Source organism: Amycolatopsis sp. NPDC003865 (genome assembly GCF_053605345.1).
Genome location: NZ_JBSGJA010000036.1, coordinates 20921 through 33914, shown reverse-complemented (window position 1 = coordinate 33914; position 12994 = coordinate 20921). Strand labels below are relative to the sequence as shown.

13 protein-coding genes are annotated in these 12994 nt (G+C 71.1%); 7 read left to right on the top strand and 6 right to left on the bottom strand.

Features of this window, described 5'->3' with window-relative positions; all coding sequences use genetic code 11:
• Positions 1-30 precede the first annotated feature (30 nt).
• Complete coding sequence (locus tag ACWEVP_RS47275) at positions 31-1236, bottom strand: acyltransferase family protein (protein WP_452069166.1); 1206 nt, start codon at positions 1234-1236, stop codon at positions 31-33.
• A gap of 109 nt (positions 1237-1345) precedes the next feature.
• On the opposite strand from ACWEVP_RS47275, the gene ACWEVP_RS47270 reads away from it, so the two are divergent.
• From ACWEVP_RS47270 to ACWEVP_RS47260, 3 genes are all read left to right on the top strand, one after another.
• Positions 1346-2023 carry an MBL fold metallo-hydrolase gene (locus tag ACWEVP_RS47270; protein ID WP_452069165.1) on the top strand — a complete coding sequence of 226 codons (678 nt, stop codon included), beginning with the start codon at positions 1346-1348 and terminating at the stop codon, positions 2021-2023.
• Positions 2024-2118: 95 nt separating this feature from the next.
• A complete protein-coding gene (locus tag ACWEVP_RS47265) occupies positions 2119-3330 on the top strand; it encodes a hypothetical protein (protein ID WP_452069164.1) in 1212 nt (403 codons plus the stop codon).
• Positions 3331-3457: 127 nt separating this feature from the next.
• Entirely contained in the window at positions 3458-3940 is a 483-nt protein-coding gene (locus ACWEVP_RS47260; RefSeq protein ID WP_452069163.1) for an AMIN-like domain-containing (lipo)protein, read from the top strand.
• A 42-nt stretch (positions 3941-3982) separates the two neighbouring features.
• On the opposite strand, the gene ACWEVP_RS47255 is transcribed toward ACWEVP_RS47260, so the two are convergent.
• The 5 genes from ACWEVP_RS47255 to ACWEVP_RS47235 all read right to left on the bottom strand — a co-directional run bounded on the left by ACWEVP_RS47255 (position 3983) and on the right by ACWEVP_RS47235 (position 7560).
• Positions 3983-4765 (bottom strand): DUF1684 domain-containing protein, encoded by a 783-nt coding sequence (locus tag ACWEVP_RS47255; protein ID WP_452069162.1) that lies wholly within the window; start codon positions 4763-4765, stop codon positions 3983-3985.
• 21 nt (positions 4766-4786) lie between these two features.
• Positions 4787-5392 carry a hypothetical protein gene (locus ACWEVP_RS47250; RefSeq protein ID WP_452069161.1) on the bottom strand — a complete coding sequence of 202 codons (606 nt, stop codon included), beginning with the start codon at positions 5390-5392 and terminating at the stop codon, positions 4787-4789.
• 7 nt (positions 5393-5399) lie between these two features.
• A complete protein-coding gene (locus ACWEVP_RS47245; RefSeq protein ID WP_452069160.1) occupies positions 5400-6365 on the bottom strand; it encodes a hypothetical protein in 966 nt (321 codons plus the stop codon).
• A gap of 204 nt (positions 6366-6569) precedes the next feature.
• Positions 6570-6707, bottom strand: a complete 138-nt coding sequence (locus tag ACWEVP_RS47240) for a hypothetical protein (RefSeq protein WP_452069159.1) — start codon at positions 6705-6707, stop codon at positions 6570-6572.
• 145 nt (positions 6708-6852) lie between these two features.
• The gene (locus tag ACWEVP_RS47235; RefSeq protein WP_452069158.1) at positions 6853-7560 is read right to left on the bottom strand and encodes a Crp/Fnr family transcriptional regulator; all 708 of its coding nucleotides are present in this window, start codon (positions 7558-7560) and stop codon (positions 6853-6855) included.
• A gap of 74 nt (positions 7561-7634) precedes the next feature.
• Here ACWEVP_RS47235 and rnhA point away from each other — a divergent pair, with 74 nt between their 5' ends.
• The 4 genes from rnhA to ACWEVP_RS47215 all read left to right on the top strand — a co-directional run bounded on the left by rnhA (position 7635) and on the right by ACWEVP_RS47215 (position 12977).
• Entirely contained in the window at positions 7635-8096 is a 462-nt protein-coding gene (gene rnhA / locus ACWEVP_RS47230; protein WP_364450996.1) for a ribonuclease HI, read from the top strand.
• A gap of 35 nt (positions 8097-8131) precedes the next feature.
• Positions 8132-8506: a YchJ family protein gene (locus ACWEVP_RS47225; protein ID WP_452069157.1), complete on the top strand. Its 375-nt coding sequence runs from the start codon at positions 8132-8134 to the stop codon at positions 8504-8506.
• Positions 8507-8550: 44 nt separating this feature from the next.
• Entirely contained in the window at positions 8551-9783 is a 1233-nt protein-coding gene (locus ACWEVP_RS47220) for a hypothetical protein (protein WP_452069156.1), read from the top strand.
• Positions 9784-9902: 119 nt separating this feature from the next.
• Positions 9903-12977, top strand: a complete 3075-nt coding sequence (locus ACWEVP_RS47215) for a glycosyl hydrolase 2 galactose-binding domain-containing protein (protein ID WP_452069155.1) — start codon at positions 9903-9905, stop codon at positions 12975-12977.
• Positions 12978-12994 lie beyond the last annotated feature (17 nt).

Sequence of the window (12994 nt, the reverse complement as noted above, 5' to 3'; positions counted from 1 at the left end):
TTCCAGCTGCACGGGTGGCCGCGATCCATGCTACGAGCCACCACCGACAAAAACGGGTTCCGCGTCCTTGACCTGCGGTTCTTCGGGCTTTCGACGTCTGGTGAGCCACCGGTGGGCCGGACGTTCGACCCCCGCGGTGACCGCCCAGCCGGCCAGCACGGCGGCGCCGACGACGACGGGGAGCCGCAGCCAGCCGGGGAGGCCGAGGTCGAGCAGGGCGCGGGCCAGGACGTAACCCAGTTCCTGGTGCACCAGGTAAAGACCATACGAGATGCCCGCGAGCCAGGTGACGGCCGGGGCGATCCGCGCGAGTCCGGGGAACCGCCAGTCCGGGCCGCGGGCGGCCAGGCAGACCAGCAGGAGCAGCACGGCGAACCCGATCGTGGAGGGCCAGCGCTGCGCGTCCTGGGGAAGCGCGACGTGGAAGGGGAAGACCTGGAGGTCCTGCGCGGCCACGGCGGCGGTGAAGAAGAGCGCGATGTGCCACGTCTTCAGCCGCCGTCGCGCCCACAGCCAGATCGCGGCGCCGATGGCGAAGACGTGCAGCCGGTGCAGGCCCAGGCCGTAGAAGAACGTCTCGGCCACCGGGCTCGCCGTCCCCGGCGGGAAGACGAGGAAGCGCAGCGCGAGCGGGATGAGGATCAAGGACCAGAGCAGGGCGACGGTCAGCCGGTGGGTGCGCCACGACCGCGGCCACAGCAGGGCGGCGCCGGTGAAGGCCATGAGCTGGACGGGCAGCGTCCAGTAGGAGCCGTCGAGGTAGTAGAACGTCTCCGACCGGATGCCCCACTCCTGCACCATGCCGAGGTTGGCGACGAGGTCCAGCCAGGTCGGGATGTACCACGGCGACGGGTTCGACGGCGGTCCCTGCGGAACGCCGAAGAGGAACCCGGTGACGCCGGGCGGGTAGGGCAGGCCGCTGAAGGAGATGGCGGCCCACCGCGTCACGACGTAGGTCAGCAGGACGGCGACGAGGTAGGCCGGCACCAGGCGCGCGACGCGGTTCCACAGCCACCGGCGCGGGTTGCCCTTGCGGAGGCTGGCGCAAACGAAGTAGGCGGAGATCACCAGCAGGATCGCGGCGCCGAACTGCGCGGTCACCCGCACGGGGTACCCCGTGAGCTCGGGGTGCAGCAGAGCACCCTGGTGGGTGACGTGCCCGAGGATGACGGCGAGAACGGCGACGACGCGGAGGAGGTCCCAGCTGATCCGGCGCGGCGTCGGGGAGGTGGGCACGGTCGTCCTGAGGTCGGCTGGCTGGGGGTCGCCGTGAGCCTACGTGGCGTGGCGGCCGCGCGCTTGTGCGGGTGGAACCGGTTGGAGCGAAACGACTACCGTGTGCCAGGTGAACATCGTGGAGACCTACACGGGGCACGTCGACCCGGGCGGCGACGCCACCCGGCGCACCCTGGACGCGCTGACCATCACCAAGCTGTCCGTCGGTCCGATGGACAACAACACGTACCTGCTGGTGTGCCGCGAGTCGAACGAGGCGCTGCTGATCGACGCGGCGAACGACCCGGAGCGCATCTCGGACCTGATCGGCCACGGCCCGGACCGGCCTTCGCTTCGCACGGTGGTGACGACCCACCAGCACCAGGACCACTGGCAGGCGCTGGGCGCGGTGGCGGGGGCCAACGGGGCGAACACGGCGGCCCACCCGCTGGACGCGTCGCCGTTGCCGGTGCCGCCGGACTTCCTGGTCGAGCACGGGGACACGTTGTCGGTGGGGCAGGTCACTCTTTCGGTGATCCACTTGAGGGGGCACACGCCGGGGTCGATCGCGTTGCTCTACCGGGATCCCGCGGGACATCCACATCTGTTCACGGGGGACTCGCTGTTCCCCGGCGGTCCTGGGCGGACAACAAACCCAGAGGACTTCACCAGCCTGATGAACGACCTGGAGTCGCGCATCTTCGGCGAACTGCCGGATGAGACGTGGTTCTACCCGGGGCACGGGGATGATTCGACGTTGGGGACGGAGCGGCCGAAGCTGAAGGAGTGGCAAGAGCGCGGCTGGTGAGGTGATCTCGGTGGGCCGCCACCCGGCGCGGCCCACCGCCGTTGGCAGGGGCGACCACTCAGGGGGATGTGCTGGATCTCGAAGAAGCAATTCGAGTGGTCAACACGCCGGCGCACGTGCCCGGCCGCAGCGACGACGCCCTGATCCGGGAAATCCGGCAGCGCAAGGACTTCCAGGCGCCCCGCAAACCGCTGGCGCCCGCGATCGGCCTCGACGGCCGGATCACCATCCGTCCGCTCGAAGCCCTCCACCGGCTCGCCGTGGCGACACGGCCGCGGTACCAAGACGACGTGCTGGGTCAGTACCAGTGGTGGGGACTGCTGCGCTACCTGGGCTTCTTCGAGAACTTCTACTCGCGCTCCCGCGTCCCGGACCTCCTCGTCAGCGACGCCGGGCAGCGCATCGTCGGCAACCAGCGGCGGGTGACCTCCGAAGAGATGGGAATCGCGTTCGGGACCGCGCTGGCGGCTCGGTGGTTCGACGCCACGAAGGGGGTCTCCCTGCGTTCCGTCGTCGACATCGACGTGGCGTTGGACGCCCGCTTCGTCTTCAAGTCGGACGTCGAGGTCAAGCACGTCGGAACCCGACGGCCCGACTACCTCCTGCTCGGTACCGACCCGCGGAACGGCAACGAGTTCGTGTCGCGGGTACTCGAATGCAAGGGGACGAAGAACGCGCGTACGGCCGTGGCGCAGCTCGCCCGCGGGGTCGGCCAGCTGGACGGAGTCGAGGTGGGCGGCCGGGTACCCGACGGCCTGGCCACCGCTGTCGTCACCGGCGACCGCGGGGTGTCGTACCTGGCCGTCGACCCCAGCGAAGACGATGAACCGTTCTACCGAGTCACCCAGGAAACGATCGACCGCGCACGGACTTTCCGTCTCGAGTCCGACCGCGTCGAGGACACGGCCGCCGAGATCATCGGCGCCGCGGTTCGCGCGTCCTGGGCCGTGCTCGCCGATTTCGGCGGCAATACCGACGCGATTCAGAACTGGGCGCCGGAAGTCATGCGGAACCGGATCCAGCGACGGCCTCGGCAGCGGGTGACGTTCGAAACCGAGCTGGGTCCGGCGCACGGCACCAGCTTCGCTTTCGACTTCGGCCAGGAGCGGCTCACCGTCAAGTACGGCATCGACGCAGCGGTGGACCAGCAGCTGAGCGGAGAATCCGCACAAGCGGTCATGGATGCGCAGCAGACGTTCGCCGGTCGCCTCCGTGCGACGGAGAACCGCGACCGGCCGCAGGAACCGCGGACGGCCTACTCCGCGACACCCGACGGATCGATTCTTCTGCTGACCACGGACGACTGACCCCGTCCCCGTTCGGAGCAGCCGCATAACGAAAAGGGACTCCCGCGCAACTTCCCGGACCAACCGGACGTCCCCAGCAGACCCAGCGCTGGGACTTCCACCGGTTCGCTCCGCCAGGAGGTCCACCATGTCCAGACCCGTCAGACGCGCCCTTCTCGCCATCACTCTGCTGCTCGCGGCGAGCGTGGCCGCCGCCGCGCCGGCTCAGGCCGGCAACAGCGTTCCCACCCTGACCGCCATCCGGACCGGGAACAACCCCGGGTTCGACCGGGTTGTGCTCGACCTCGGGCCCGGGAGCGCCCCCACTCCGAGCTACCAGCTCGTCGATGAGCTCATCGCCGATCCCAGCACCGAAATCGTGTGGCTCACCGGTGAGTACTTCATCAACGTCAGCGTGCCCTACGCCGCCGCGCACGATGACAACGGGAATCCCACCTACGCCGGGCCGGCCAAGTTCCGGACGCGGAACCTCTCCAACGTCATGGCCGTCGCCGTCATCGGGGACTGGGAGGCGCACCTGCTGATCGGGCTCGGGGTCCGGTCGCGGACCGCGGTGAACGTCTTCACGCTCACCGCGCCCAACCGCGTCGTCATCGACGTCGCCCACTGAGCCCGCTGAGCCCACTGAGCCCGCTGACGGGAAGCGGGGGAGTCACCCGCGCTCGTGCGGGATCTTCTCCCCCGCCTCCACCGCGAACGGCAGGTGGTTGCCCGCCGGTGGGAGCGGGCACGTCGCGAAGTCCGTGAACGCGCACGGCAGGTTCACCGCGCGGTTGAAGTCCAGCGTCACCGAACCGTCCGGCGAAGGCGCGGCCACCGGCAGCGACCGGTTCGCCGCGTACGTCGTCACGCCGCTCGTCTCGTCCGTGAACAGGATGCTGAACCCGCCGTCCTTGCCGTTGAACGCCGTCAGCGTGTGCTCCGAGCCGCCGAAGGAGAAGCGGACCACTCCCGGCGCCGTGTAGACGTGGCTCAAACCCTCCACCACGGCCCCGACCGTGGTCGGGCGCGGCGCGTCGAACGGCTCGAACCGACCGGACAGCACCCAGGAGGGCGACGGCTCGTACGCCGGGACGCCGTGGAACGCGCGCAGGACCTCGGCCTTCGGGTCGTGCACGCGGATCAGGTACCCCGACCGGCGGGCGACCTCGATCTCGACGTCGCCGGCCAGCACTCGCGTGCCCGCGCCGCTGTTGACCAGCTCGAACCGCCGAACACCGGTGACCGGGGCGCCGTCGAAGACGAGCGAAGCGCCGGCCGGGTCGACGTACGCCGCCTCCGCGTCCTGCCACCAGCGGCCGGGGATGCCGGGGTACTCGCGGGGCGCGTCGGTCAGCCAGTCGAGCGACACCAGCGCCAGCCAGCCGTGCGGTGCCGCGAGGTCCTCCTCGCGCCGGGTCTTCCAGTCCTGCCACTCGCTCGTGAACGTGCTCATCGCGCGCCCCTTTCCCGTCGGCTACGACGGTGCCAACCCACCGCCCGGGCCGGTATTCCGCGTCCCAGTATCCGGACCCGTCCGCAGCCACGCGATTTCGCGCTCGCCGCCGGCGGGGACGACGACGCGCCGGAACCCCCGCCCGTCCGGCAACGCCGTGTGGAACCGGTCGGAGACGATCAGCAGCTCGTCCAGCTCCGGCGCCGCGGCGAGCGCCGCTTTCAGCACCTCCGCTTCGCACAGCCAGACGGCCAGCGCGATCGCGGCGCCGCCGAAGTTCGGCGGCCGCAGCACGACGTCGCCGTGGTCGGCCGCGAGCCGCAGCCGGAGCCTGCCGAACTCGTTGAGGTGGCGGTTGCGGCGCCGCAGCGCACCGGCCAGCTCGCCGGCGAACGCGCCCGCCACCCACGGCAGCGGCACGGTCGGCGGGATGACCAGCGTCGTGGTGTCCCCCTCGGCGCGCCGGTACCACGTCGGCGTGCGGTACGGCACCGGGACGTGGTCGAACACCTCGTCCAGGACCCCGTCGAGGGTGGTGCCGAGGTGCACCGCGCGGGCGGTGCCGCCGCGGCTCGGGGCGACGATCCCGATCCGGACGACGGTCGCGGCCACCGGGACGGTGCGCATGGCCTCCTCAGTCCTCCCGGGGGTCGAAGGACCACTGCAGGCCGTAGCTCAGGCCCTGGTGCAGCTCGTGGAACTCGAGCCCCACCTCGCCGACCCGGTTGACCGTCAGCGCGTCCCCGGAGTCGACGCCGTCGTCGACGACCCGGGCCGGCACGCCGTTGAGCCGCCACACGCGCGAGGGCGGCGCCGCGCGGTCGAAGCGCACCCGCACCGAGAACTCCTCGCACCGGCGCAGGGGGGTCAGGACGTAGTAGGGCCGCAGCGACGTGCGCCGCGGCGCGAACCGGATGCCGTACTCGTGGCGCTGGCCCAGCCGCAACGGGCTGGGCAGCCGCATGACGAACTGCGCGTGGCTCACCGACACCTGGCGCGCCTCGACGATCTCGCCGCCGAACAGGGCGTCGGCGGTGATGTCCGGGACCGGGTCGCTGCCCGGCTCGGCCGGGACGCTGAACGGGAGCACGAGCTCGTCGAGCTCGTCGACCTCCGCGACGATCCGGCGCTCTTCCTCCAGGTCCGGCGGGTCGCGGTCGAGCCGCAGCCGCGCTTTCATCGACTCGACGTACCAGCCGGCCAGCGGGTGCGCGTCGCGCCCAGCCGGCGGCGCGCCCAGCAGCTCGTCGAGCCGGCGGAACGCCAGGTCGATCCGGCGGCGGGCGGTGCGCGGGTCGCGGTCCAGGACGCTGGCCAGCCACGAGATCCGCCGGTCGAGGAACTCCCCCGCGGCCTCTTCGTGCAGGCCGAGCGCCGCGAGCGCGGCCAGCCGCAGGTCGGCGGGCAGCCGCCCGCACAGCTCGGTGAGCCGCAGCACGAGCTTCTGGCGGGCGGCGGAGGGCTGGTCGGCGACGGTGATCTCGCACGCTTCGCGCAGGCAGGGGCCGATCCGCTGGTGCAGGTCGGCCGCGTCGAGCCCGCGGCCGCGGCGCAGTTCGTTCAGCTCGCGCACGAACGGGAAGGAGTTCTCCGGCCGCATCCCACCCCTTCCCGTGCCCGGCGGAATCGAACGACCACGGTACCAAGCGTGATTCCGCGCCGATATGACAAATCATGGACACCGCATTTTCGCGGAATACCCGGCCGGCCGACCCCCCACGAGCCGGCCGGCCGGGCCGCCGCGGGTCAGTTCGCGCCGAAGATCAGCGCCCAGATCGAGTGGCTCTCCATCACACACACCTCCTCATCGCTGCACCCAGGCCGAGACGGGGAGCGGAGCGGAGCCGTGCGACGTCGGCGCGTCCGGTTCCGCCGCGTTTCCGGTGGCCGTCAGGAATCCCAGGACGGCCCCGACCACGAACGCGGCGAAGACGGATTTCACCAGGGTCAAGATCCTGCAGTAGACGTTCACGGCAAAGCACTCCCCGACCTCGCTCGAAAATGGGAATCCGGCCGGACGGCATCTGTTTCTTTTCCGGCCGGAACCCAGGATCCCGCCGGGGCGGGGTGCGCTCAGAGGTCCGTTGTCACGGGTGTTGTGTGCCGTTTGGCTCAGAGTGGGCGAAGTTGCGCAGGACGCTCGGCTTGCGGATGAGGATCCGGCGGCGGCCGGTCTCGACGATCCCCCGCTCCCGCAGCACGCGCAACGTTCGTGCGACGGTACGCCGTGCGGCGCCGATCTGCGAGGCGATGTCCTCCTGGGAGAACGCGGCCTCGATGAGCACCCCTTCCGGGACGCGCTTGCCGCGCTCCTCGGCCAGCCTGACCAGGAAGACCGCGACCCGGCGGCTGACGTCGAAGGCCGCGGAGCCGATCCGGGCCGACTCGGCGTCGCGCAGCCGGGCCGCGACGGTCTTGATCGTCGCGATGGCGATTTCGGGACGGGTGTGCAGCACGTCGACGAACTCGGCGCCGGTCAGCTGGACGACGGTGCAGGGCTCGATCGCGCGCACCGACGCCGACCGCGGCCGGCCGGTGACGGCGGCGAGGTCGCCGAGCACCTCGCCGGGGCCGCGCAGGCCGAAGAGCACCTCGCGGCCGTCCTCGACGATCATGGAGACGCGCACCCAGCCGGAGACCAGCACGTGGACGTGGTCGGTGGGATCGCCCTGCATGAGCAGGGCGTCGTTCGCCCGGAACCGGCGGCGGGTGCCCCGGCCGAGCAGGTAGTCGCGATCGGCATCGGCGAGGTGAGCGAGGAGCGCACCCTCGCCCGCGTCGTCGTGCCCGCTCATGGTTCCCCTCCGGAGGTTCACCGTAACCCGGCGTGGCGGCTCCCCGCGAGGGTCGCGACCGGTAGGGTCGCCGCGTGGACGTGGAGATCTTCACCGACGGGGCGTGCAGCGGGAACCCGGGACCGGGCGGCTGGGGCGCGGTCCTCCGCTACGGGCGGCACGAGCGCGAGCTCTACGGCGGCGAAGCCACCCCGACGACGAACAACCGGATGGAGCTGACGGCGCCGATCCGCGCGCTGGAGAGCCTGACCCGGCCGTCGCAGGTCCGCGTGTACACCGACAGCACGTACGTGCGCAACGGCATCATGCAGTGGCTCCCGCGGTGGAAGAAGAACGGCTGGCAGACGGCGGCGCGCGAGCCGGTGAAGAACGCGGACCTGTGGCAGCGCCTGGACGCGGCGGCCGGCGTGCACGAGGTCGAGTGGCTGTGGGTGAAGGGCCACGCGGGACACCCGGAGAACGAGCGCGCCGACCGGCTCGCGGTGCGCGGGGCCCAGGAAGCGCGGGAAACCGGGAAGCCGGTCAACGCGGGTTAGTCCTGAGTAGACGGTCGAAGCAGGAGGATCCCGCCATGACTTCGTGTCCCTGCGGCCTCGCCGAGTCCTACGCCGCCTGCTGCGGCCGGTTCCACGACGGCGATCTCGCGGCGCCCACGGCCGAGCTGCTGATGCGTTCGCGGTTCAGCGCCTTCGCGGTCGGGGACACCGCGTACCTCCTGCGCACGTGGCACCCGGACACGCGCCCGCGCCGGCTGCGGCTGGACCCGGCGCAGGAGTGGACGCGGCTGGAGATCCTCGGCCGCACCGGCGGCGGGTTGCTGCACACCGAAGGCACGGTGGAGTTCCGGGCACACTACCGCCACCACGGCCGCGACGGGGCGATGGAGGAGAACAGCCGCTTCCGCCGGACCGAGGGCCGGTGGGTCTACCTCGACGCGGAAGCCTGAAACCCGCCCCACGAAACACCTGCGCCGTGCTAAACAAAGCGGCGATGGGAAAACTGACGCGCCGCGCCCGGGCGAAGGCGGACTACCTCGGCTTCATCGGCGCCCGGGAGTGGCCGCTCGCCGCCTCCGGTCTCGGTGTCGTTCTCGGCGTCGTCACCATCCTGCCCAGCGCCGTCGGGGTCGTGCTCTCCGTCGTCGCGCTCGGCCTCGGCCTCGCCACCTTCACCCGGGACGTGCGGCTGGTGCGCCGGCGGTGGGCCGGGTTCGCCTTCACCACCATCGCCGCGCCCTTCCCCACCGCGGAGCTGCCGCCGCCGTCGGCCTACCCGCCGTCGGAATACCTCGCCGTGCCCGCGCGCGGGACCGCGCTGGTCAGCGCCGCGATCGACCGGCAGCTGTGGACAGGGCAGCACACGATCGACGTCGCCGAGGAGCCCTACCGGCTGCCACCCGCGCTCAAGGCCACCGCGCCGCACGTCCTTCCCCTGCGGGCCCGCGGACGGCTGCTCTTCAACGGCCCCATCGTCGGCATGCGCGGCGACCCGCTCCCGGCCGCCGGCGCCCGGCCCGGGCCCATCCGGCTGCACCGCGCCCGGTTCTTCGACGCCGTCTGCTCCAACGAGCTCGGCACGCTCCGCATCACCCGCGCCGACACCGGCGAGGAGTACGACCTGCGCAAGGCCGAGCTGACCGACACCGACGGCGCCCTGCGCGAGCTCGGCAGCAGCACGCTCGCCGACCTGATCGGCGTCTCGACGGTCGCCTTCACCACCGACGGCAAGCTCGTCACCGTCCGGCAGTCCTCCCTCAACGCCGTGAGCGGGCTGCTGCTGGCGCCGTCGGGCAGCGGCTCGCTCGAGCCGAGGGACCTGCACACTCCCGACAAGAACGCCCGCCGGTTCCTGCACACCGCGATCCGCGCCGGCATGGAACGCGAACTGTGCGAGGAAAGCGGGCTCACCACCCGGGACGTCCGCGAGACCAAGGTCGTCGGGTTCGCGCGCTGGATGGAACGCGGCGCCAAACCGGAGTTCTTCGGCCTGACCGAGCTGGCGGTCGACAGCACCGAGGTCGCCGCGCGCCGCCCGGTCAGCGGTGAACGCCTCTACAGCGCCGGGCTGACGCTCTTCGACGTGGACCTCCCGGCGATCGGTGCCGCGCTGGCCGGCGGTGTCCCGCTCAGCGAGGCACTCCCGCAGCGGATCTGGGAGGACGGCTCCCTGCCCCTCCTGCTGGCGTTGCGCGCCGCGGCGACGTGGCAGGCGGCGCGGGTCTGACCGATTCGCCCCTGTTCCCGGCGTGACCGGACCGCTACGATCGTCCGCAATTGTTAGGAAAGTTCCCTAACGATGGTCCCACCGTCCCCACGCCGCCGTGGTGCCTAGGAGGCGCGCTAGTGAGCTATCGGCAGAGAAGAAGGACCCTCGTCGCGGCGGCGGTGCTCGCCGTCGCCGTGAGCGGGGCGAGCGTCCCGGCCGCCACCGGGCAGGAGCAGGCGAGAGCGGCGGTCGCGGCCGCGGGCCCGGCCACCGCCGTCCCCGGCTTCCTCATCCAGACGTCGGCGCGGGTGAGCGACGACTCGGCGGTGTCCAAGCCCGGCTACGACACGAACGGCTGGTACCCGGTCGGCCCGCGCTCGACCGTCTACGCCGGCCTGCTGGCCAACGGCAAGTACGCCGACCCGTTCTATTCGACGAACATGAAGAACGTCCCCACGGCGGACTTCCAGGTCCCGTGGTGGTACCGCACCGACCTCACCGTCACCGACACCACCCAGCGGACCTACCTCGACTTCAGCGGCGTGCTGTCCAAGGCCGACGTCTGGGTCAACGGGACGCGCGTCGCCGACAAGACGCAGGTCACCGGCGCCTACACCCGCCACGACCTGGACATCACGTCCCTGGTGAAGGCCGGCACGAACAGCGTCGCGTTCAAGGTCTACCCGAACGACCCGAACAAGGACCTGTCGATGGGCTGGATCGACTGGGCGCAGACCCCGCCGGACCAGAACATGGGCATCGTGCGGGACGTCCTCGTCCGGCGCAGCGGCCCGGTGGCGCTGCGCGGCGGCCACGTCGTCACGAAGCTGACCGGGACCAGCCACGCCGACCTGACGGTGAAGGCCGACGTCCGCAACGACTCGGCGAGCGCGGTGAGCACGACGGTCTCCGGCTCCGTCGCCGGCAAACCGATCAGCCAGACGGTGAGCCTGGCGGCGAAGGAGAAGAAGACCGTCACCTTCGGCGCGGTCGGGATCGACAACCCGCAGCTCTGGTGGCCGGCCGGGATGGGCGCGCAGCCGCTCTACGACCTCGACCTGACCGCGAGCGTCGGCGGCGCGGCGTCGGACACCTCGCACTCCAGCTTCGGCGTGCGCACGGTGACCGCGAACAAGAACTCCAGCGGCGGCCGCGCGTACACGATCAACGGGCGCCCGCTGCTGATCAAGGGCGGCGGCTACTCGCCGGACCTGTTCCTGCGCTGGAACGAGCAGTACGCGGCCGACAAGCTCGCCTACGTCAAGGACCTCGGCCTCAACACCGTGCGCCTGGAAGGGCACATCGAGCCGGACGAGTTCTTCGACCTCGCCGACCGCATGGGCGTGCTGACGCTGCCCGGCTGGGAGTGCTGCGACAAGTGGGAGGGCCAGGTCAACGGCGACGAGAAGGGTGACCCGTGGACGTCCGCGGACTACCCGGTCGCGAAGGCGTCGATGACCGCGGAGGCCGAACGGCTGCGCGACCACCCGAGCGTCATCTCCTTCCTCATCGGCAGCGACTTCGCGCCCGACGCGACGATCGAGAAGAACTACCTCGACGCGCTGTCCGCCGCGGACTGGCCCACCCCGGTGGTCCCGGCCGCGTCGGCGAAGTCGTCGCCGCAGCTCGGTTCGTCGGGCATGAAGATGAACGGCCCGTACGACTACGTCCCGCCGAACTACTGGTACGACAAGGCGCACGGCGACCTCGGCGGCGCGTGGAGCTTCAACTCCGAGACCAGCGCCGGGCCGGACATCCCGACGATGGACACGCTCAAGCGGATGATGTCCTCGAGCGAGCTCGACACGATGTGGAAGAGCCCGTCGACCGCGCAGTACCACCGGTCGTCGTCCTCGACGTTCGCCAACCTGAAGCTCTTCGGCGACGCGCTCACCAACCGCTACGGCAAGCCCGCGAGCCTGGACGACTTCGTCCGGAAGGCGCAGCTGGCGCAGTACGAGAACGTCCGCGCCGAGTTCGAGTCCCACTCGCGCAACTTCAGCGACGGCTCGAACCCGGCCACCGGGATCATCTACTGGATGCTCAACAGCGGCTGGACGTCGCTGCACTGGCAGCTGTTCGACGCCTACCTCGACCAGAACGGCTCGTACTTCGGGGCCAAGAAGGCGAACGAGCCGCTGCACATCCAGTACTCGTACGACACCAAGTCCGTCGTGGTCGTCAACCACAACCACGACGCGGCGTCGGGCCTCACCGCGTCCGTCAAGCTGTACAACCTGGACGGCACGGAGAAGTTCACCCAGTCGAAGGCCGTTTCGGTGGGCGGTGACGGCGCGAAGACCACCGCGCTGACCATCGGCTCGGTGAGCGGGCTCTCGACGACGTACCTGGCGAAGCTGGTCCTCACCGACTCGTCGGGCAAGGAGGTCAGCCGCAACGTCTACTGGCTGTCCACCAAGGCCGACACGCTGAACTGGGACTCGAGCGACTGGTACTACACGCCGCAGTCGGCCTACGCGGACCTGTCCGGGCTGAACGGCCTGGCCCAGGTTTCGCTCGGGTCGGCCGCCGCCACGACCACCAACGGTGACGGCACCACGACCACCAAGGTGACGCTGACGAACCCGGCGTCCGGCAAGGTGCCGGCGTTCTTCGTCGACGCGCACGTGGTCGGGGCGGCGGGCGCACCGGTGCTGCCGGTGCGCTGGACCGACAACCAGGTCAGCCTCTGGCCGGGCGAGTCGACGACGCTGACGGCGACGTACCGGACCGCGGACCTCAAGGGCGCCAAGCCGTCCGTGCGGGTCGCGGGCTGGAACACCGGGACGAAGACGATCCCGGCGGACGGCACGGTCGACCCGGGCCCCGGCAACCCGGTGGACTACCAGGCCGAGGACGCCACGATCGCAGGCGGCGTCGCGGAGTCCAACCACACGGGCTTCACCGGTACGGGGTTCGTCAACTACGACAACGCGACCGGCAGCGCGGTGGAGTTCACCGTGACCGCGGCGTCGGCGGGCAGCGCGAACGTCGTCCTGCGGTTCGCCAACGGCACCACGACGAACCGGCCGATGGACATCTCGGTCAACGGAACCAAGGTGGCGTCCGGAGTGGCCTTCGGCGGCACCGGGAACTGGGATACGTGGCAGACCGTCACGGTCCCGGTGACGCTGACCGCCGGGACGAACAAGATCAAGGCGACCGCGACGACCGCCAACGGCGGCCCGAACCTCGACAAGATCACCGTCTAGCTCCGGGGCCGAGGGCG

Excerpts from the sequence above, each read along its gene's own strand:
- ACWEVP_RS47260 (WP_452069163.1), top strand. The coding sequence starts at position 3,458 with ATGTCCAGACCCGTCAGACGCGCCCTTCTCGCCATCACTCTGCTGCTC.
- ACWEVP_RS47255 (WP_452069162.1), bottom strand. The coding sequence starts at position 4,765 with ATGAGCACGTTCACGAGCGAGTGGCAGGACTGGAAGACCCGGCGCGAG.
- ACWEVP_RS47250 (WP_452069161.1), bottom strand. The coding sequence starts at position 5,392 with ATGCGCACCGTCCCGGTGGCCGCGACCGTCGTCCGGATCGGGATCGTC.
- ACWEVP_RS47245 (WP_452069160.1), bottom strand. The coding sequence starts at position 6,365 with ATGCGGCCGGAGAACTCCTTCCCGTTCGTGCGCGAGCTGAACGAACTG.
- ACWEVP_RS47235 (WP_452069158.1), bottom strand. The coding sequence starts at position 7,560 with ATGAGCGGGCACGACGACGCGGGCGAGGGTGCGCTCCTCGCTCACCTC.
- ACWEVP_RS47225 (WP_452069157.1), top strand. The coding sequence starts at position 8,132 with ATGACTTCGTGTCCCTGCGGCCTCGCCGAGTCCTACGCCGCCTGCTGC.
- ACWEVP_RS47220 (WP_452069156.1), top strand. The coding sequence starts at position 8,551 with ATGGGAAAACTGACGCGCCGCGCCCGGGCGAAGGCGGACTACCTCGGC.